18 protein-coding genes are annotated in these 19,708 nt (G+C 67.1%); 11 read left to right on the forward strand and 7 right to left on the reverse strand.

All coding sequences use genetic code 11. The features are described from left to right. Window position 1: 1 nt before the first annotated feature. From J7U46_RS03670 to J7U46_RS03690, 5 genes are all read left to right on the forward strand, one after another. Window positions 2-379, forward strand: a complete 378-nt coding sequence (locus tag J7U46_RS03670; protein WP_282823476.1) for an Mth938-like domain-containing protein — start codon at window positions 2-4, stop codon at window positions 377-379. A gap of 120 nt (window positions 380-499) precedes the next feature. Then, window positions 500-979, forward strand: a complete 480-nt coding sequence (locus J7U46_RS03675; protein ID WP_282823477.1) for a peroxiredoxin — start codon at window positions 500-502, stop codon at window positions 977-979. A gap of 306 nt (window positions 980-1,285) precedes the next feature. Then, the gene (locus tag J7U46_RS03680) at window positions 1,286-2,962 is read left to right on the forward strand and encodes a PhoH family protein (protein ID WP_282823478.1); all 1,677 of its coding nucleotides are present in this window, start codon (window positions 1,286-1,288) and stop codon (window positions 2,960-2,962) included. Continuing rightward, entirely contained in the window at window positions 2,959-3,801 is an 843-nt protein-coding gene (locus J7U46_RS03685) for an HAD family hydrolase (RefSeq protein WP_282823479.1), read from the forward strand. The genes J7U46_RS03680 and J7U46_RS03685 overlap by 4 nt, the downstream gene beginning before the upstream one ends. Before the next feature lie 12 nt (window positions 3,802-3,813). Beyond that, on the forward strand, window positions 3,814-5,712 hold the full coding sequence (locus tag J7U46_RS03690; protein WP_282823480.1) for a M1 family metallopeptidase: 1,899 nt from the start codon (window positions 3,814-3,816) through the stop codon (window positions 5,710-5,712). Between the two features lie 18 nt (window positions 5,713-5,730). Here J7U46_RS03690 and J7U46_RS03695 read toward each other — a convergent pair whose 3' ends face one another. Then, entirely contained in the window at window positions 5,731-7,653 is a 1,923-nt protein-coding gene (locus tag J7U46_RS03695) for a propionate--CoA ligase (RefSeq protein ID WP_282823481.1), read from the reverse strand. A gap of 435 nt (window positions 7,654-8,088) precedes the next feature. On the opposite strand from J7U46_RS03695, the gene J7U46_RS03700 reads away from it, so the two are divergent. From J7U46_RS03700 to J7U46_RS03725, 6 genes are all read left to right on the forward strand, one after another. Then, window positions 8,089-8,664 carry a C40 family peptidase gene (locus J7U46_RS03700; protein WP_282824956.1) on the forward strand — a complete coding sequence of 192 codons (576 nt, stop codon included), beginning with the start codon at window positions 8,089-8,091 and terminating at the stop codon, window positions 8,662-8,664. 54 nt (window positions 8,665-8,718) lie between these two features. Further along, window positions 8,719-9,120 (forward strand): hypothetical protein, encoded by a 402-nt coding sequence (locus tag J7U46_RS03705; RefSeq protein WP_282823482.1) that lies wholly within the window; start codon window positions 8,719-8,721, stop codon window positions 9,118-9,120. Window positions 9,121-9,206: 86 nt separating this feature from the next. Continuing rightward, window positions 9,207-10,010 carry a transporter substrate-binding domain-containing protein gene (locus tag J7U46_RS03710; RefSeq protein WP_282823483.1) on the forward strand — a complete coding sequence of 268 codons (804 nt, stop codon included), beginning with the start codon at window positions 9,207-9,209 and terminating at the stop codon, window positions 10,008-10,010. A 137-nt stretch (window positions 10,011-10,147) separates the two neighbouring features. Beyond that, entirely contained in the window at window positions 10,148-10,495 is a 348-nt protein-coding gene (locus J7U46_RS03715) for a YciI family protein (RefSeq protein WP_282823484.1), read from the forward strand. Continuing rightward, window positions 10,483-11,718, forward strand: a complete 1,236-nt coding sequence (locus tag J7U46_RS03720; RefSeq protein WP_282824958.1) for a DUF6596 domain-containing protein — start codon at window positions 10,483-10,485, stop codon at window positions 11,716-11,718. The genes J7U46_RS03715 and J7U46_RS03720 overlap by 13 nt, the downstream gene beginning before the upstream one ends. Window positions 11,719-11,783: 65 nt before the next feature. Next, a complete protein-coding gene (locus J7U46_RS03725; protein ID WP_282823485.1) occupies window positions 11,784-13,181 on the forward strand; it encodes a M20/M25/M40 family metallo-hydrolase in 1,398 nt (465 codons plus the stop codon). Between the two features lie 72 nt (window positions 13,182-13,253). Here J7U46_RS03725 and paaZ read toward each other — a convergent pair whose 3' ends face one another. The 6 genes from paaZ to paaC all read right to left on the reverse strand — a co-directional run bounded on the left by paaZ (window position 13,254) and on the right by paaC (window position 19,705). Next, window positions 13,254-15,308 (reverse strand): phenylacetic acid degradation bifunctional protein PaaZ, encoded by a 2,055-nt coding sequence (paaZ, locus tag J7U46_RS03730; protein WP_282823486.1) that lies wholly within the window; start codon window positions 15,306-15,308, stop codon window positions 13,254-13,256. 164 nt (window positions 15,309-15,472) lie between these two features. Continuing rightward, a complete protein-coding gene (locus J7U46_RS03735) occupies window positions 15,473-16,624 on the reverse strand; it encodes an ABC transporter substrate-binding protein (RefSeq protein WP_282823487.1) in 1,152 nt (383 codons plus the stop codon). Between the two features lie 29 nt (window positions 16,625-16,653). Next, the gene (locus tag J7U46_RS03740) at window positions 16,654-17,268 is read right to left on the reverse strand and encodes a TetR/AcrR family transcriptional regulator (RefSeq protein ID WP_282823488.1); all 615 of its coding nucleotides are present in this window, start codon (window positions 17,266-17,268) and stop codon (window positions 16,654-16,656) included. 16 nt (window positions 17,269-17,284) lie between these two features. Further along, window positions 17,285-18,400 carry a 1,2-phenylacetyl-CoA epoxidase subunit PaaE gene (gene paaE / locus J7U46_RS03745; RefSeq protein WP_282823489.1) on the reverse strand — a complete coding sequence of 372 codons (1,116 nt, stop codon included), beginning with the start codon at window positions 18,398-18,400 and terminating at the stop codon, window positions 17,285-17,287. Window positions 18,401-18,413: 13 nt separating this feature from the next. Beyond that, the gene (gene paaD / locus J7U46_RS03750; protein WP_282823490.1) at window positions 18,414-18,929 is read right to left on the reverse strand and encodes a 1,2-phenylacetyl-CoA epoxidase subunit PaaD; all 516 of its coding nucleotides are present in this window, start codon (window positions 18,927-18,929) and stop codon (window positions 18,414-18,416) included. After that, on the reverse strand, window positions 18,929-19,705 hold the full coding sequence (gene paaC, locus J7U46_RS03755; RefSeq protein ID WP_282823491.1) for a 1,2-phenylacetyl-CoA epoxidase subunit PaaC: 777 nt from the start codon (window positions 19,703-19,705) through the stop codon (window positions 18,929-18,931). The genes paaD and paaC overlap by 1 nt, the downstream gene beginning before the upstream one ends. Window positions 19,706-19,708 lie beyond the last annotated feature (3 nt).

Raw genomic sequence — 19,708 nt, forward strand, 5'->3', positions numbered from 1 at the left:
CATGAAATTCCAGCTCGACGAACAGCAAGGCGGCAATGCCATCTCGCGCCACGACGGCCAATGCGTCTGGGTCAACAACCAGCCGCATCGCACGAGCCTGCTGGTGCCCTGGCGCGGCGAGGTGCAAAGCTGGGCCTTGCCCCGCTTCGAAGACCTGAGCGAGGCCCACTTCGAGCAGATCCTGGCGCTCAAGCCCGAGCTCGTGGTGTTCGGCAGCGGCAGCAAGATCCGCTTTGCCCGGCCCCAGCTCTACCGCAGCCTGATCGAGGCGCGGATCGGTGTGGAAACCATGGATTTGGGCGCCGCTTGCCGCACCTACAACGTGCTGGCCAGCGAGGGCCGCACGGTGCTGGCGGCCCTGTTGATAGACAGCGAATGAGCACTCGCCACCCGGGGCGAATGATTGACGCCTGAAGCGACCTCAGGAGTGGGGTTGCCGTTCCACGTATAATCGCTGGCTATGCCCATCCGGGCAGCACTACAGTCTACACAACGCCACATGACGCCAGCGCTCAACAAACCTCTCCCGGAAATTGAAGCTCTCGCCACCGGCGGCGTGAAGTTCACGCCTCATGCATTCCATGGCCAGATTGTGGTCTTGTACTTCTACCCGAAGGACAACACCCCCGGCTGCACCACCGAGGCGATGCAATTCCGCGACCGCCACAAGGACTTCGTGAAGGCCGGCGCCGTGGTGCTGGGCGTGTCGCGCGACAACATGGCTTCGCACGACAAGTTCAAGCAGAACCTTGAGCTGCCCTTCGAGCTGATCGCCGACACCGAAGAAAAGCTGTGCCACATGTTTGGCGTGGTCAAGAACAAGATCATGTACGGCAAGAAGGTCAAGGGCATCGAGCGCTCCACCTTCCTGATCGACGCCAGCGGCGTACTGCGCGAAGAATGGCGCGGCATCAAGGTGGCCGGCCACGTGGACGAAGTGCTCAAGTCGGTCAAGGCCCTGAAGAAGGAAGCAGCCTGATAGCTTAGGCGCCCTTCCCGGCACCGCAGAGTCGGCGTTTCCCCTTGGAACGCCGACTTTTCTTTTGCCCCGTCGCTTTTTGCACAGCAGCCCTGCTGCGCGCGCAGCCAAGCCGGAAACCGTCATCCGGCATGTGCATAATCAGCCCATGCCCGAGGGTCGCCAAAGCCGCACCAACCATGAAGCCGCACAGCAGCCTGTGCGGCTTTTTGCTTTTCGGCAGCCCTCGGCATCGGCCCCCGTGGCTTGTTCCGCCCCTGGCATTCACCTGAGAGGGCGATTCAGCCCGCCCTGACACCAAGCCTCATGCCTCTGCCCAAAGCCCCCACCAAGCGCGCCAGCCGACTCGAATCCACCGCCTTCGCCACCACGCTGACTGTCAGCAAGCCCCCCGCCGCGGCAAAACCCACCGCCCGCCCGGCCCCGGCTGCCAACGAAGCAAGACCCCTAAGCATCGTGCCGACCGTGGCCCGCTCCCCTGAAGCCCAACCCACGCCCGCCGCCCCGGCCGTCAAGCCAGGCAGCAGCCGCGCTGCGCCCGTTGCCGGTGCCAAGCGAGGTCCGGCCAAGTCCAAGAGCGTGGGCAACCCCAAGCTCTTCGTGCTGGACACCAACGTGCTGATGCACGACCCGATGAGCCTGTTCCGCTTCGAGGAACACGACGTCTACCTGCCCATGATCACGCTCGAGGAGCTGGACGGGCACAAGAAGGGCATGACCGAGGTCGCCCGCAATGTGCGCCAGGTCAGCCGCGAGCTGGACCAGCTGGCGGCCTCGATGAAGAGCAGTAACCTCGAGGAAATGGCCAAGGGCCTGCCGCTGGACCACACCGGCCACCGCGAGGCCGGCGGCAAGCTGTTCTTCCAGACCCAGCTGATCGACATGCCGCTGCCGCAGGGCCTGCCCCAGGGCAAGGCGGACAACCAGATCCTCGGCGTCGTGCAGGCGCTGAAGAAGCTCGACCCGCAGCGCGAAGTGGTGCTGGTGTCCAAGGACATCAACATGCGGATCAAGGCGCGTGCCCTCGGCCTGCCCGCCGAGGACTACCGCAACGACAAGACGCTGGAAGACTCCGACCTGCTCTACACCGGCGTGCAGCCGTTGCCGAGCGACTTCTGGGAGCGCCATGGCAAGACCATGGAGAGCTGGCAGCAAGGCGGCCTGACCTACTACCGCATCAGCGGCCCGCTGGTGCCGACGCTGCTCATCAACGAGTTCGTCTATCTGGAAGCCCCGGGCGCGGCGCCGCTGTATGCCAAGGTCACCGAGATCACCGGCAAAACCGCCGTGCTGCGCACCGTGAAGGACTACGGCCATCAGAAGCATTCGGTCTGGGGCGTGGCCTCGCGCAACCGCGAACAGAACTTCGCGCTCAACCTGCTGATGGACCCCGAGGTCGACTTCATCACCCTGACCGGCACGGCCGGCACAGGCAAGACCTTGATGACGCTGGCAGCCGGCCTCTCGCAGGTGCTCGATGAGCGCCGCTACAGCGAGATCATCGTCACTCGCGTGACTGTGCCGGTGGGCGAGGACATCGGCTTCCTGCCCGGCACCGAGGAAGAAAAGATGGGCCCCTGGATGGGCGCCCTGGACGACAACCTCGAAGTGCTGGCCCGAGGCGACAGCGGCGCTGGCGAATGGGGCCGCGCCGCCACCAACGACCTGGTGCGCAGCAAGATCAAGATCAAGAGCCTGAACTTCATGCGCGGCCGCACCTTCCTCAACAAGTACGTGATCATCGACGAGGCGCAGAACCTGACGCCCAAGCAGATGAAGACGCTGATCACCCGCGCCGGCCCGGGCACCAAGATCGTCTGCCTGGGCAACCTGGCGCAGATCGACACGCCCTATCTGACCGAGGGTTCGTCGGGCCTCACCTATGCCGTGGACCGCTTCAAGGGCTGGGCCCACAGCGGCCATGTGACGCTGGCACGCGGTGAGCGTTCGCGCCTGGCTGATTTCGCTTCCGAAGTGCTGTGACTCTCTATGTAAGCGATCTAGACGGCACCCTGCTCGACCCTCAAGGCCAGCTCGCGGATTCCACGCGCGCTGGCCTCAGCCGTCTGCTGGACGAAGGCCTGACCTTCACCGTCGCCAGTGCCCGCCACATCGTCTCGATCAAACAGTTGCTGGGCGACCTGCCCCTGCAACTGCCGGTGATCTCGTCGAATGGCGCCTACCTGAGCGACTTCGCCAGTGGTCGCCACGAGATGGTCAACGCGATGGAGCCATCGCTGGCACAGGAAGTGTTCGCGCTGATACGCCGGCACGGCAAGATGCCCTTCGTCGCCACCCATGGGCCGCAGGGCGACCAGCTGTTCTGGCAGTCGGTGCACAACGAGGCGCAGCAGCGCTTCGTCGAGGAGCGCCACCGCAACCGCGACCCGCGCTTCCGGCAGGCCGAAAGGCTGCAGGATGTGCTGCACGACCCGGCCGTGACCATCGTCGTCGTCGACCGTGCCGAGCCCTTGCAGGCGCTGATGGCCGAGGTCGAGCAGCTGGCCGCCGGCCGGCTCGAGATCCACATGAACGAGGACCTCTACCGCCCCGGCTGGCCCTGGCTCACCATCCACGACCGCCGCGCCACCAAGGACCAGGCAATCAAGACGCTGGCCGAGCGCTACGGCCTGCACGAGCGCGAGATCGTGGTTTTTGGCGACCATGTCAACGACGTCAGCATGCTGCGCGCCGCCCATCGCGGCATTGCTGTGGGCAATGCCATCGATGCGGTCAAGGCCGTCGCCCATCAGGTCATCGGCCCGCATCACGAGGACAGCGTCGTCCGCTTCATCGAGACCGACTGGCGTCGGCCTCTCTAACCCCCAGGCACCATGAAGAAAATGCTTGCGCTGCTGCTGGCAGCCGCCCCCCTGCTCTCGATGTCGGCCACGCTGGACCCGCAGAGCTACGCCCGCTACGACCAGGTGCGCGTGCAATCGCTGCACCTGGACCTGAAGGCTGATTTCGAGCGCAAGACGCTGGCCGGCTCGGCCGAGCTGAAGCTGCAGTGGAGCGACAAGAACGCCCGCACGCTGGACCTGGACACCAGCGAGCTCAGCATCAGCAAGGTCGAAGCGCCGGGCAGCGGCAAGTCCTGGATCGCACTGCCCTTCGAGCTCGACAAGCTGGAAGCGGGCAAAGGCCGCGCGCTGCACATCGACCTGAAGGGCCTCGTCGCCCAGCCGGCCAGCGTGCGCATCCACTATGCGACAGCGCCCACGGCCAGCGCCCTGCAATGGCTCTCGCCAGCGCAGACGGTGTCGGGCAAGCATCCCTTCATGTTCAGCCAGTCACAGAGCATCAACGCCCGCTCGTGGGTGCCGCTGCAGGACACGCCGGCCGTGCGCTTCACCTACAGCGCCCATGTCGAGGCGCCCCCCGGCCTGCGCGTGGTGATGAGCGCGGACAACCGGCCCGAGGTGAATGGCGAGGATGGCTGGAACTTCCAGATGCCGCAGCCGATTCCGGCCTACCTGCTGGCCATTGCCATCGGTGAGCTGCAGTTCCGCTCGCTGGGCCCGCGTTCGGGCGTCTTTGCCGAACCGCAGCGCCTCCAGGCCGCGGCCTACGAATTTGCCGACACCGAGCGGATGATCGCGGCGGCCGAGTCGCTGTACGGCCCCTACCGCTGGGGCCGCTACGACATGCTGCTCTTGCCGCCCTCCTTCCCGTTCGGTGGCATGGAGAACCCGCGACTCACCTTCCTCACGCCGACCATGATTGCCGGCGACCGCAGCCTCGTGGACCTGATCGCCCATGAGCTGGCGCACAGCTGGTCGGGCAACCTGGTCACCTACGCCAGCTTCAAGCATGGCTGGCTGAACGAGGGCTTCACCACCTACGTCACCACCCGCATCGTCGAGGCGCTCTATGGCCCCGAGGTGGCGACCATGCACCTGCAGCTGGAAGAGGAAGAAGCGCTCGAATCGCTGAAAGGCATCGCAAAACCCAAGCAGGCCCTGATCACCCACGACCCCGACACCTCGGCCGAGTTCCACACCAACGGCGGCCTCGCCTATCCCAAGGGCGCCTGGCTGTTGCGCACGCTGGAGCAGCGGGCTGGCCGCGCGGTGTTCGATCCCTTCCTGCGCGGCTGGTTCGATGAGCACGCCTTCCAGAGCGTGACGACGCAAGAGTTCGTCGACTACCTGAAGGCCCGCCTGCTCGCCAAGCATTCGCAAGTGATGAGCGAGGCCGAGCTGGACGAATGGATCTACGGCCCGGGCATTCCCGCCTCTGCCAAGCGCAGCGAATCAGCCCGCCTGGCCGCCCTGGACAAGCAGCGTACCGCCTGGCTCGCCGGCACGCTCACGAGCGCCCAGTTGAATGCCAAGCAATGGCAGGCCATCGAGTGGATGAAGTTCCTCAACGACATCGACGGCAAGGCCACGGCCGCGCAGCTGAAGGAGCTGGACCAGGCCTATGCGCTTGCCGGCACCGGCAACCAGGAGATCGCCTTCCGCTTCTATCGCTCGGCCATCAAGGCCGGCTACGGGGTGCGCGAGCCGCTGCGCCAGTTCCTCCTGAGCGTGGGTCGCATCCGCATGGTCAGCCCGCTGTACGCGGCCCTGCTCAAGAACCCCGGCGACAAGGACTGGGCCCTGGCCGTGTACGCCGAGGCGCGCGAGCGCTACCACCCGCTGACGCAGCGCAGCTTGAACCGCATGGTCACGGGCGCCCAGCAGCCGGTGGCGGCGGCAGCATCGACCGCATCAGCCACCGGCCGCTGAGCGTTCGCCCCGCTGCCCTCAAGCAGAGGCCAGCAGCGCTTTGATCTGGGCCAGCGCCGTCGGGTCCTCGATGGTCGAGAGGTCGCCCGGGTCGCGGCCCTCGCAGACCGCCTGCAGGGCCCGGCGCAAAAGCTTGCCCGAGCGCGTCTTGGGCAGCACGGTGACAAAGCGAACCCGCGCCGGCCTGGCCACCGCGCCGAGCTGCTCATCCACGCGCTTGATGATCTCGGCCTCGTGGCGCAGCGCCTCATCCGGCGTGGCGGCCTTGCTCGGGTCCTTCAGCACGACAAAGGCCATGGCCACCTGGCCCTTCAACTGATCGGCCACGCCGACCACGGCCACCTCGGCCACGTTGGCATGGCTGGACAGGCTCTCCTCGATCTCCCGCGTGCCGAGGCGATGGCCGGCGACGTTGATCACGTCATCGCTGCGGCCAAGGATGAAGTAGTAGCCGTCCTCGTCGCGCACGCCCCAATCAAAGGTCGAGTAGAGCTGGCGGCCGGCGATGCTGGACCAGTAGGTCTTGACGAAGCGCTCGTCGTCGCCCCACACGGTTTGCAGACAGCCCGGCGGCAACGGATGGGCGATGGCGAGCAAGCCCTTCTGATTCGCCCCGACGATGTCTTCACCGGTGTTCTCGTCCACCAGCTTCATGTCGTAGCCGTACATGGCCTTGCCGGGGGAGCCGAACTTGCTGGCCGTGGGCTCCACGCCATTGGCCACGGTGAGGATGGGCCAGCCGGTCTCGGTCTGCCAGTAGTTGTCGATGATGGGCCGGCCGAGCGACTCGGCGATCCAGCGCGCGGTGGGCTCGTCCAGCGGCTCGCCCGCCAGGAACAAGGCCTGCAGCGAAGACAGGTCGTACTTGCTGAGAAAGGTCGGATCGCTCTTCTTCAAGACCCGCACTGCGGTGGGCGCGCTGAACATCACCGTGACCTTGTAGCGCTCAACGAGTTCCCACCACACGCCGGCATCCGGCCGCGTGGGCAGACCCTCGTACATGATGGTCGCCATGCCGGCCAGCAGCGGGCCGTAGACGATGTAGCTGTGGCCCACCACCCAGCCAATGTCGCTGGTGGAGAAATAGGTGTCGCCCGGCTTGCCGCAGAAGATGTGCTTCATGCTGGCGGCCAGTGCCACCGCATAGCCGCCCACGTCGCGCTGCACGCCCTTGGGCCGGCCGGTGGTGCCGCTGGTGTAGAGCGTGTAGCTGACCTCGTTGGATTCCAGCCAGGTGCAGGGCACGCTGTCGTGCAGGTGGCGGTTGCGCTCGGTGGCGTAGTCGAGGTCGCGGCCCTCGACCCGGCTCATCTCCGCGAGCCCCCGGTTGACCATCATCACGCGGGCCGGCTTGTGGGCCGAGAGCTTGATCGCCTCATCGAGCAAATGCTTGTAGGGCACGACCTTGCCCGAGCGGCTGCCGGCGTCGGCACTGACGACCAGCTTCGGCGTGGCGTCCTCGATGCGCTGCGCGAGGCTCACGCTGGCGAAGCCGCCGAACACCACCGAATGGATGGCGCCAATGCGCGCGCACGCCAGCATCGCAAACGCGGCCTCGGGAATCATCGGCATGTAGACCAGCACGCGGTCGCCGCGCTGCACGCCCTCGGCCAGCATGATGGCCGCCATGCGCTCCACCTCGGCCTGCAGTTCGGCAAAGCTGTAGACGCGCTCCTCGCCGGTTTCGGTCGACACCCAGATCAGCGCTCGCCGGTCCGCATGATCGCGGGCGTGGCGATCCACCGCGTTGTGGCACAGATTGGTGGTGCCGCCGACGAACCAGCGCGCGAACGGCGGCTGGCTGGCATCGCAGACCTGGGTGTAGGGCGTCTGCCATTCGATCAAGCGAGCCTGCTCGGCCCAGAACTCGTGGCGGTGATCGATCGACCGTCGGTAGAACTCGGCATAGCTGCTGCCGGTGCTTTGCGTGGGGGCATTCATGGGCTTGTCTCCTGTGATTGCCAGGCATTTCAAGCAGGCGCACTGACGACAGTCTGACCGGGCCGTGAACAAGCGCACCGGATTTGCGTTTGCGCAAAGCGAGCGAGCCCAAACCGAGGGCAGGCCTGTGGTCCAATCGCGGGTTTTCCCGCGTTTTCGGCCCTGCTGGCCTTCTCTTCGCCCCCTCTTACATTGCCTTTCTTGACACGGCCACGACCGGCTCCTTAAGCTGCGCGGCCGAGTCCCGACATGCTCCATCGCCGACGCGTGCTCACGCGCCCCCTCCCCTGCCAGCGTTCTGCATGGCGCCAGCTTGCTGGTGCGGCCCTGCTGTGCCTGGCGGCCGGCAGCGCAGCGGCCCAGCAAAGCAGCAGCGGCGCCCCGGTACCGCCCCCCGGCATGGTGACGGGCGCGTGGGGCCAGGCCCAGCAGCTGATGCAGCAAGGCCCGCAATCAAACACCGCCGCCGTGGCCGGCCCGAGCCAGGTCGGCAACGACCCGGTCAGCCGCTTCCTGCAGCAGCGCGGCCTCTTGCAAAGCCCGGGCTCGACCAAGATCCTGAACCAGGTCCGCGACACCGCCTCCGACCTGGTCCTATCGGCCATGAACTTTCTCGGCGTGCCCTACAAGCGCGGCGGCAATTCCGAGGAAAACGGCTTCGACTGCAGCGGCTTCACCCGCTACATCTTCGAGATGAGCGTCGGCATGGTGCTGCCGCACCGCGCCGAGGAGCAGGCCGGTCTCTCCAGCCTGACGAGCGTGCGCAAGGACGAACTCAAGCCCGGCGACCTGGTGTTCTTCAACACCATGCGCCGCACCTTCTCCCATGTGGGCATCTACGTCGGCGAGGGCAAGTTCATCCACGCGCCGCGCACCGGCAGTGCCGTGCGGGTGGAAGACATGCGCGAGGCCTACTGGTCCAAGCGCTTCACCGGCGCGCGACGGGCGAATCTGGCGGGCGGTGCGCCGGCCGCCGAGGCGGCCGGGACGGCGCTGACCGTCGCGCACTGACCATCACGCACAGAGCGCAAGCAATCTAGCGCCCAAGCCTCCGGGGAGTACCGCATGCCCATCCCTGCAACGACAGGCGCATTCGCCATCGTGCCGAGCAATGACCTAGCGGCTGCCCTGAAGTTCTGGGAGCGCCTCGGCTTCCAGCGCACCGGTGGCGATGCTCACTACCTCATCATGACCGGCTGGGGTTGCGAGGTGCACCTGACACAGGCGGGAGGCGGCCCCTGGCGCGTGCCCGAAGAGCACAACCCGTTCGGCGTATTCATCCGCACGCCCGAGGTCGATGCCATCGCCGCGCTTGTCGACGACCTCATCATCCGCCCGGGCGGTGTGCTGCGTCACCGCGAATGGGGCCTCTACGAAGTGGGCGTGTGCGGGCCCGATGGCCTGCTGGTCCGCATCGGCTGGCCCTCCCATCTGATGCCGAACAGTCCGGCTGCAGGTGGCGACTGAGCTTTGCCGCGCTGGGGCTGGTGCCGCAGCGGATGGATGAGGATTGATGCGGTTGGCAACGGCGCCCGCTGTCATACCATGGCCCCATGCCCCGCCCCATGCTGCCCCTGGTCCCGCTGCTGGCCCTGCTGCTGACCTTGCCGATGAGCGCGGGCACCGCCCTCGCCCAGACCTGCCCGCGCCCCCTGATCGCCGCCATGTCTTCGATGAGCGTGAGGCCGGGCGCGCAGGCATCGCCGCTGGAGCGCATGGCCGAAGAGCTGATGCTGGAACTGGCCCGGCGCAGCGGCGTGCAGATCGAGCGGCGAGAGATGCCACGCGTCCGCGCCTTCAACGAGTTCAAGAGCGGCTCGGTCGATCTGGTGCCCATGGCCACGCGCACCGATGAGCGAGAAGGCTGGGGCCGCCTGCTGCCGCTCGGTCGCGCCAAGGCCATGCTGATGGTGCGCAAGGATCGCACGGCTGCGCTTCGCAAGACCGAGGACCTGTTCGCGCAGCCGCTGACCGTGAGCCTGGTGCGCGGCCAGGCCTTCGGCATGCGTTTCGACAACCTTGTTGAGAAGCTGGAGCGAGCCGGCCGGCTCAGTCTGCTTGGAGACCAACTGACCATCGTGCGCATGCTCAAGGCCGGCCGCAGCGACGTCGCTCTCGGCCTGCCAGCCGTGTTCGAGTCGGCCTTCGTGGCCGAAGCCTGGCTCGACGAGATCCGCGTCATCGACCTGGACCTGGCCGATGCCGTCGACGAAGGCACCTACGTCTCGCGCCTGACACCCGCCGCCTGCGTGGACCGGCTCGAGCGGGCTAGCGAGCAGTTGCGCGAGAGTGGCTGGTATCGCGAACTGCAGGCACGGTATCTGGCGCCGGCGATGCGCCAGGGGCTGCTGCCTTGAACGAGTACAGCGAGTGCCTTTCCTGATCGAATGAATTTTCAGCCCCCTGTCGATCAGCGCGAAATCCCAGCGTCATTCGTGCGGCGGCTCATGTCGAGCTGCCACAACCCCAGAGCCCATTGGCAAGGAGCGATGAGATGCAATACCTGTTGATGATCTACAGCGATGACCAGGCGCTGGAAGCAGCCGGCCCGGAAGTGATGCCGCGCGTCGTGGCCGAGTTCGACGCCTACACCGAGGCCCTGCAGAAGGCCGGCGTGCTGCTCGGCGGCGAAAGGCTGCAGCCCGCCGAGATGACCACCACCGTGCGCGTCAGCGGCGGCAAGACCCAGGTGCTGAACGGCCCCTATGCCGACACCAAGGAGCAGCTCGGTGGTTACTACGTCATCGAGGCGCCGGACCTGGATGCCGCCATTGCCTGGGCGGCGCGCTGCCCAGGCGCCAGCTACGGCACGATGGAAGTGAGGCCGGTCTGGGCGATGTAGTCGCCACGACGCTGGAGGCGGTGATACGGCGCAGTCACGGCCGGCTCATCGCCTTGCTGGCAGGCCGCAGCCGCGACCTTGCGGGCGCCGAAGATGCGCTCGCCGAAGCCTACGCCGCCGCGCTGAGAGACTGGCCCCGCGCGCTGCCCGACAACCCGGAGGCCTGGCTGCTGACGGTGGCCCGGCGTCGGCTGATCGATGCCGTCCGCAAGCAGCAACGCGGCGATGAGGGCGCGGCCGAGTTGGAGGTCATCGGCGAGACGGTCACCCTGCCTGCCGACCCCACCGCCCTGCCCGACCCGCGCCTCGGCCTGCTGTTTGCCTGCGCACATCCGGCCATCGCGCCCGAGGCCCGAGCGCCGCTGATGCTGCAGGTCGTGCTCGGGCTCGACGCAGCCACGATAGCCGCAAGCTTCCTCGTCGCGCCCGCAGCGCTGGCGCAGCGTCTGGTACGGGCCAAGGCCAAGATACGCGCGGCGGGCATTGCGTTCTCCGTCCCCGAACCTGCCGAACTGCCGGCCCGGCTGGAGGCGGTGCTGGATGCGATCTATGCCTGCTATGCCGAAGCCTGGGCCGATGCCAGCGGCAGCGAGGCCCGCTGGCGCAACCTGCGCGAAGAGGCCCTCTGGCTGGCCCGCCTGCTGGCCTCGCTGCTGCCCGATCAGCCCGAGGCCCTGGGCTTGCTGGCCCTGCTGCTCTATTGCGAATCGCGCCGCGAAGCCCGCCTCAGCCCGGCCGGCGACTATGTGCCGCTTGCCGAGCAAGACCTGACCCGCTGGGACCATGCCCTGCTCGACGAAGCCGAGGCCCTGCTGCGCAAGGCCAGCGCTGGCGGGCCGACCGGGCGCTACCAGCTCGAAGCGGCCCTGCAGTCCGCCCATGCGAGCAGCCGGCGGCGCGGCCGCATCGACTGGGCGGCGGTGGTCGCGCTGTATGAGGCCTTGATGGTGCTGACCGGATCACCGGTCGTCGCGCTGAACCGCGCCGTGGCGCTGGCGGGGCGCGACGGGGCTGCTGCTGGGCTGGCCGCGCTGGATGGGCTGGCCGCTGACCTCAGGCTGCAGGACTACCAGCCGTTCTGGGCCGCCAGGGCGGAGCTGCTGGCGCGCGCGGGGCGCGGCACGGAGGCGGAGGAAGCGTATCGGCGGGCGATAGGCCTGGAACGCGAAGCGGCGGTACGGGCCTACCTGCAGCGCCAGTTGGCGGCTCTCGGCTCTGGCTGAAGGGCTTGGGCCGGGTCGCGGTTAGAGTCCTACTTCCCTTTCATTCCACGTTGCCGGGAGTCCTGATGAATCGCCCTCTTCGCGTGCTCAGCTGTGTCATGTCCACGCTCCTGTTGTTCGGCGCTGCGCAGGCCCAGCAGGCACTGACACCGGCGCAGGCCGAACTGCGCGCCATCTACCAGGAACTGGTCGAGATCAACACCACCGACTCGGTCGGCAGCTGCACGAAGGCCGTCACGGCCATGGCGGTGCACCTGAAGTCGGCCGGCTATGCCGATGCCGACATGCAGATCCTGGCCCCGCCCGGCAAGCCCCAAAAGGGTAACCTCGTGCTGCGCCTGAAGGGCAATGGCACGAAACGGCCGCTGCTGCTGGTGGCCCATGTGGACGTGGTGGAAGCGCGCCGCGAAGACTGGACGCGCGACCCGTTCAAGTTGGTGGAGGAAGGCGGCTACTTCTATGCCCGGGGGGCTTCGGACAACAAGTCCAATGCCGCGATCTACGTGGCCAACATGATGGCCTTCAAGCGCGAGCGCTGGGTGCCCAACCGCGACATCATCCTCGCGCTGACCTGCGACGAGGAAATCATTCCCTCGCCCACCAACGGCGTCGAGTTCCTGCTGCGCAACCACCGCGAACTGATAGACGCGGAACTGGCCTTCGACGAAGGCGGCGGCGGCAGCATGGACGACAAGGGCCGGCCGGAATTCCAGGGGCTGAAGGTCGCCGAGAAGATCTATCAGACCTTCGAGATGGTCGCCACCGATCGCGGCGGCCACAGCTCGGTGCCGCGCCGCGACAACCCGATCTTCGACATCGCCGAAGGCCTGACCCGGCTGGCCGCCTACCAGTGGCCCGTGACGCTGACGCCGGCCACGCGGGCCTACTACGAAGGCATGTCCAAGCTGGCCAAGGGCGAGGAAGCCGAGAACTACAAGGGCATCTTGAAGGAACCGATGGACGGCGCCGCACTCGCGCGCCTGCTGAAGAACGACTACCAGCGCGCCCTGCTGAGCAACACCTGCGGCGTGACCATGGTCAACGCAGGGCATGCGCAGAATGCGCTGCCGCAGCGCGCCGTGGTGACGGCGAACTGCCGCATCCTGCCGGGCAACAAGGTGGCCGATGTGCAGGCCACGCTGCAAAAGCTGATGGGCGACAGGGTCAAGGTCATGCCGGCGCACGAGGCGGTGGAAGCACCGGCTTCACCGATGCGGCCCGATCTGCTGGCCGCGTTCTCGGAAGTGAACGCCGAATTGTTCCCTGGCGTGCCCGTGCTGATCACGATGTCGGTGGCAACGCAGGATGCGCGCTTCCTGAACAAGGCGGGCATCTGGACCTACGGCATGAGCGGGTCGTTCCGCAATTCCTCGGGCACGCATGGCTTGAACGAGCGGATGCGAGCGGCTGCCTTGTACGAAGGCCAGGCCTTCCTCGGCAAGCTGATCCGCAAGGTGCAGTAGCAGCCCGTCGGCCAGCGCCGACAGGCTGCAATGGCGGCAGAGCGGCACCCCGGGAAAGGGCCGCAAGCAGACTCAAGCGGCCTTCTTCGCCACCAGCGTCAGGATGTCATAGCTCGCCACCAACTCGCCGCGCTGGTTCATCACCTGCACGTCCCAGGCCACGACGCCTTGCGGCGGTTGATCCGGGCGGTTGCCACGGTCGATGCGGCGCTTGCAGGTGAGGCGCGCCTGGATGGTGTCGCCGATGGCGACCGGGTTCACAAAGCGCAGCGTGTCGAGGCCGTAGTTGGCCAGCACCGGGCCCGGGGCCGGCGAGACGAAGAGGCCGGCAGCGGCGGAGAGCACGAAGTAGCCGTGCGCGATGCGCTGGCCGAACTGCGTGTCCTTGGCGGCGATCTCGTCGAAGTGCATGTAGAAGTAGTCGCCCGAGATGCCGCCGAAGTTGACGATGTCGGCCTCGCTGACGGTGCGGCGGTGCGTGAGCAGCGAGTCCCCGACCTGGATCTCCTCGAAGTGCTTGCGGAACGGATGGACCACGTCCTCCTGTACCTTGGCGCCGCGCTGGTATTCACCGGTGATGGCGGTGAGCATCGTCGGTGAGCCCTGCACCGCGCAACGTTGCAGGTAGTGCTTCACGGCGCGCAAGCCGCCGAGTTCTTCGCCACCGCCGGCGCGGCCGGGGCCGCCGTGCTTCAGCTGCGGCAGCGGCGAGCCGTGGCCGGTGGATTCGGGCGCGGCATCGCGGTCCAGCACCAGCACGCGGCCATGGAAGGCAGCGGCATGGAACACGGCTTGCGCGGCGATGGCCGGCGTCTTGGTGACGACCGAGCCCACCAGGCTGCCGCGGCCCTTGGCGGCCAGGGCCAGCGCCTCGTCCAGATCGTCGTAAGCCATCAAGGTGGACACCGGGCCAAAGGCCTCGACGTTGTGCACGGCCTCGTTCTGCATGGGCTTGCGGCACAGCAAGAGCGTCGGCGCGAAGAAGGCGCCCTCGCCCACCCCCTCGCCCAGCGGCGCGAAGCCGTCCTTGGCGCTCAGCACGATCTCATTGCCGGCGCTGAGCAGCGCCACGCGTTCGGCCACGTCGGACTGCTGGTCTTTCGATGCCAGTGCGCCCATGCGCACGCCTTCGATGGACGGGTCGCCCACCTTGATCTTGGCCAGGCGCTCGCGCAGCATCGCGGCCACGGCGTCGATGTGCTTGGCGGGCACGATGGCGCGGCGGATGGCCGTGCACTTCTGGCCGGCCTTGGCGCTCATCTCGCGCGCCACTTCCTTGACGAAGAGCTCGAACTCAGCATCGTCCGGCGTCACGTCCGGTGCGAGGATGGCGCAGTTCAGGCTGTCGGCTTCCGCGTTGAAGGGGATGCTGCGAGCGATCAGGTTCTTGTTGACGCGCAGCATGGCGGCCGTGTCGGCCGAGCCGGTGAAGGTGACCACGTCGGTCTCTTCCAGGCGGTCCAGCAGGTCGCCCGAGCCGCCGATGATCAACTGCAGCGCGCCGGCCGGCAGCAGGCCGGACTCATGAATCATGCGCACGCAGGCTTCGGCCACGAAGCTGGTGGCCGTGGCCGGCTTGACGATGCAAGGCATGCCCGCGAGGAAGCTCGGGGCGAACTTCTCGAGCATGCCCCACATCGGGAAATTGAAGGCGTTGATGTGCACCGCCACGCCGCGCTTGGGCACCAGCACATGGCTGCCCCAGAACTGGCCGGCCTTGCCGAGCTGCTGCGCCGGCCCTTCATGCACCACGTTGCTGGAGGGCAGCTCGCGCCGGCCGATGCTGGCGTAGGCGAACAAGGTGCCGATGCCGCCTTCGATGTCGATCCAGGAATCGGGCCGCGTGGCGCCGGTGTGGGCCGAGATCGCATAGAGCGCCTCCTTGCGCTCCATCAGGTAGGCGGCCAGCGCCTTCAGGGTGGCGGCGCGCTGTTGGAAGTCGAGCTTCAACAAAGCAGGCAAGGCCTGACCCCGTGCGAAATGCAGGCTCTCGGCGAAGTCGATCTCGTCCGCATGCGTCAGCGCCACGGGCTTGCCATTGACCGCACTGGCCAGCCGGCGGCCGGCGTTGGCGCCTATCCAGCGGTTGGCGATCAGGCTTTGGAGGATGGGGGGATGGGTGCTCATGGCAATCTCGATGCGGGGTATGCGGTGGCGCCTCGGCGCGGATCTGGCGGGCAAGGGGCGTAGCGAGCGGGTCGAGGTCGGGTCAGCGGCGCACAGCCGTACTGACGTACGGCGAGCACCGCAGGCCCGAGATCGGCCCGCGCAGTAGCCCAGTGCCCGTCAGATTACGGCTGGTACTTCCAGGTGCCGTTCTCGATCTTGACCATCACGCGGGCGCGCTGGTCCAGACCCAGGTGGTCGTTCGGCGACATGTTGAAAACGCCGTGCGCACCGGGCACTTCCTTCAGGCCTTCCAGCGCATCGCGCAGGGCGGTACGGAAGGCTTGCGTGCCGGGCAGGGCCTTGGTCTTGAGCGCAGCGGGGATGGCGGCAGCCAAGAGCTGGCCGGCGTCCCAGGCGTGGCCGCCGAAGGTGGACACGGTGCCCTTGCCGAAAGCGGTTTCGTACTTGGCCTGGTAGTCGGCGGCGCTCTTCTTGACCGGATGGTCGGCCGGCAGCTGCGCCGTCACCAGCACGGGGCCGGACGGCAGGAAGGTGCCTTCCACGTCCTTGCCGCCCACGCGCAGGAAGTCGTTGTTGGCCACGCCATGGGTCTGGTACATCTTGCCGGCGTAGCCGCGCTCCTTCAGCGACTTCTGAGGCAGCGCGGCCGGCGTGCCCGAGCCGGCCACCAGCACGGCATCAGGCTTGGCGGCCATCAGTTTCAGCACCTGGCCGGTCACCGAGGTGTCGGTGCGGTTGTAGCGCTCGCTGGCCACGATGGTCAGGCCCTTGACGCCTGCGATCTTGTTGAACTCGCCGTACCAGCCTTCACCGTAGGCATCGGCAAAGCCGATGAAGCCCACGGTCTTGACGCCTTGCGAGGCCATGTGGGTGGCGATGGCCAGGGCCATCATGATGTCGTTTTGCGGGGTCTTGAAGACCCAGCGCTTCTTGGCGTCAACCGGCTCGACGATGCGGGCCGAAGCGGCCATCGAAATCATCGGCGTCTGGCCTTCGGCGACCACGTCGATCATGGCCAGCGAGTTGGGCGTGACGGTGGAGCCGATCACCACGTCCACCTTGTGCTCGGTCAGGAATTTGCGGGTGTTGGCCACGGCCTGGGTCGTGTCCGAGGCGTCGTCCAGCACGATGTAGTTGACCTTCTGGCCGGCGATGGTCGTCGGCATCAGGGTGAAGGTGTTCTTCTCGGGGATGCCCAGCGAGGCCGCCGGGCCGGTGGCCGAAACGGTCACGCCCACATTGATATCGGCTTGTGCCGCCACGGCCAGGGTCGCTGCGGCCACGGCCAGCAGGTGCTTGCTGATCAACTTCATCATCGTCTCCTGTTGAATATCGTCGTTCGTCAAACAGAGGGAGCGGCGGCGGCATTCACCGCGCCAAGTCCACCAAAGAAGAGGTCGGCCACCATCGGGGCCATCGCCTCGTAGCTCAACTCGCCATCCGGCCGCAGCCAGGTGAAGGTCCAGTTGATCATGCCAAAGAGCAGCATGGTCAGGGGCTTGTGCAGGCGTGCGGCCTCCAGCTCGGGGCGCACAGCGGCCACGGCATCGGCGAAGGCCGCCACCACCTGGCGCTCGATCACGAGCAGGCGCGCGCGGTCTTCGTCCTGCAGGAACTTCACGTCCTCGGTCAGCACGCGATGCTGGTACTGGGCCTCGCCGTACTCCTGCACGAAGCGGCGTATCAGCTCACGCAGATGCGGCTCGGGGGCCAGGTCTTGCGCCTGCACGTCCTCGACCAGCGCGGCCAGCGTCTGCACATGGTCCTCGCAGATCTGCACCAGCAACTCGTGCTTGTCGCGCACGTAGTGATAGAGCGTGGGCTTGGAAACGGCGCAAGCCTCGGCCACCTCGTTCATCGAGGTGCCGGGGTAGCCCTTGGCGGCGAACAGGCGCGCGGCCTGTTCCAGGATCTGTTCGCGGGTGGCATCGAAGCCGGCGGCGCGTCCTCTTGGCATTGTTTGTCTTGTGAGTTCAGCGTTCGTCGAAGGAGATGACCACGCGCGGGGTCAGCGCGTGGGCCTGGCAGCTCAGGATGAAGCCGGCAGCGATCTCATGCTTGTCGAGCGCAAAGTTCTTGTCCATCCGCACTTCACCTTCCAGCAGTTTGCAACGGCAGGTGGAGCAGACACCGCTCTTGCAGGAGAACGGCACGTCCATGCCGGCACGCGCAGCGGCGTCGAGCAGGCTGGGGTCGGCCTTGGTGAACTCAATCTCGCGGCTGACGCCGTCGCGGATGACGGTCACGAGCGCAGCGTCGGCATCGCCCTCGCGCACCTCGTGCGGCACGGGCCGGCCGGTCTGCATCTCCACGGTGCCGAAGCGCTCCACATGGATTCGATCCTCGGCCACGCCAGAGGCTTTGAGCACGGCATCGGCCGCCTCGTTCATCTCGAAGGGGCCGCAGACATAGGCCTCGTCGATGCCCGCAGCAGGCACCAGGCTGGCAAAGAAGGCCGCCAGCTTGCCGGCATCCAGGCGCCCGGACTGCAGCGGTGCATCGGTGGCTTCGCGCGAGAACACATGGTGCAGGGCCACGCGGGTGAGGTAGCGGTTCTTCAGGTCCTCGATCTCTTCCTTGAACATGGTGCTGGCCGGGCGGCGGTTGCCATAGATCAGGGTGAAGCGGCTGCCGGGCTCTCGCGCCAGCACGGTCTTCATGATGGAGAGGATGGGCGTGATGCCCGAGCCGGCGGCAATGCCCAGATGGTGGCGCCCGGCGCCGCCCTCCCGCACAACATCCTGCGTGCCCTGAGCTGCACCTTCACGCGCCTGGCCAAAACGCCCCTGCGGCGGGAAGACCTGGATCACATCGCCGGCCTTCAGCTGCTCATTGACCCAGGTGGAGAAGCGGCCGCCCTCCACCTTGCGCACGCCCACGCGCAGCTCGCCATCGTCCACGCCGGCGCAGATGGAGTAGGAGCGGCGCAGGTCCTGGCCGTCGATCTCCTGGCGCAGGGTCAGGTATTGCCCCTGCGTGAAGCGGAAGGTCTCGGCCAGTTCGGGCGGCACGTCGAACGAGACGATCACGGCCTCGTCGGTGTCGAGGCGCACCTCGCGGACCTTGAGCGGATGGAAGTGAAGACTCATGGCGGTCTCTTGTTCAAATAGGTTTGAAATGTTCAAACGGCTCGCGGCAGCTCAAGCAGCGGTACAGCGCCTTGCAGGCCGTGGAGCCAAAGGCCGACAGCTTCTCGGTGTGCTCGGAGCCACAGCGCGGGCAGGCCAGCTTGGTGAGCGAAGCGCGGTGCACGAGGCGGATCGGCTGCGGGCCGCTCGCGGGCCCGGGCGGCGCGATGCCGTAGTCCTTGAGCTTCTGCTTGCCTTCTTCGCTGATCCAGTCGGTGGTCCAGGCCGGGGCGCGCTGCATCACGATCTCGATTTCGCCGAAGGCGGCCAGGGCGGCGCGCACATCGTCCTGGATCAGCTCGGTGGCCGGGCAGCCTGAATAGGTGGGCGTGAGCACGACCTCCAAACCACCGGCCGTCTCGCGCAGGTCCCGCACGATGCCCAACTCGGCCAGCGTGATCACCGGCACCTCGGGGTCTGGAATCTGGCGCAGCACCTCCCAGGCGGCTTCCAGCCGCCCGCAGGAATTGGCCAGTGGCAGCGGCGTCATTACCACTTGCCTCCGGGATAGGCGCGCTGCAGGTATTGCAGGGTCGCGAGCAGGTGGCCCATGTGCTCGCTGTGCATGCCGCGCCGGCCTTCGCTGCGGAAGGCACTGTCCTTGGGGACGGCAACCTGGGCCTCGCCCAGCACCTCGGCAAAGGCGGCGCGCCAGTCGTCCTTCAGGTCCGACCAGGCCGGGCCCAGGCCTTGCGCAGCGGCTGCAGCATCCACGGCGTCCGCATCGAACAGCTCGTTGAAGTAGGGCCAGAGCGTGGACAGCGCGGCGTTGATGCGCTGCGCCGATTCCTCGGTGCCATCGCCCAGGCGCACGACCCAGTCGGCCGCATGTTGCTGGTGGTAGGCCGCTTCCTTCACGGCCTTGCCGGCTATGGCCGCCACTTCCGCATCGCTCGACTGCTCAAGCCGGCGCCACAACAACAGCAGCCAGGTGGCGACGCCAAAGTTGCGCAGCTGCGTCCAGGCGAAGTCGCCGCGAGGCAGCTCCATCAGCACCGGATTCAGGTACTGGCGCTCGTCGCGCAGGAAAGCGAGCTGGTCCTCGTCATGGCCCTGGCCGTCGAGCTTGGCGGCATGCGTGAGCAGCGCGCGCGCCTGGCCAAGCAGGTCCAGCGCGATATTGGACAGCGCGATGTCTTCCTCGAGGATGGGCGCATGGCCGCACCACTCGCTGATGCGTTGGGCCAGGATCAGGCAGCTGTCGCCAATGCGCAGCAGGTACTGGACTTCGGGGGCCGAGCCCACCTTGATCGATTGCTGAGACATGGC

Origin of the sequence: Pelomonas sp. V22 (assembly GCF_030014915.1) — a bacterium.
GTDB lineage: Bacteria > Pseudomonadota > Gammaproteobacteria > Burkholderiales > Burkholderiaceae_C > JAUASW01.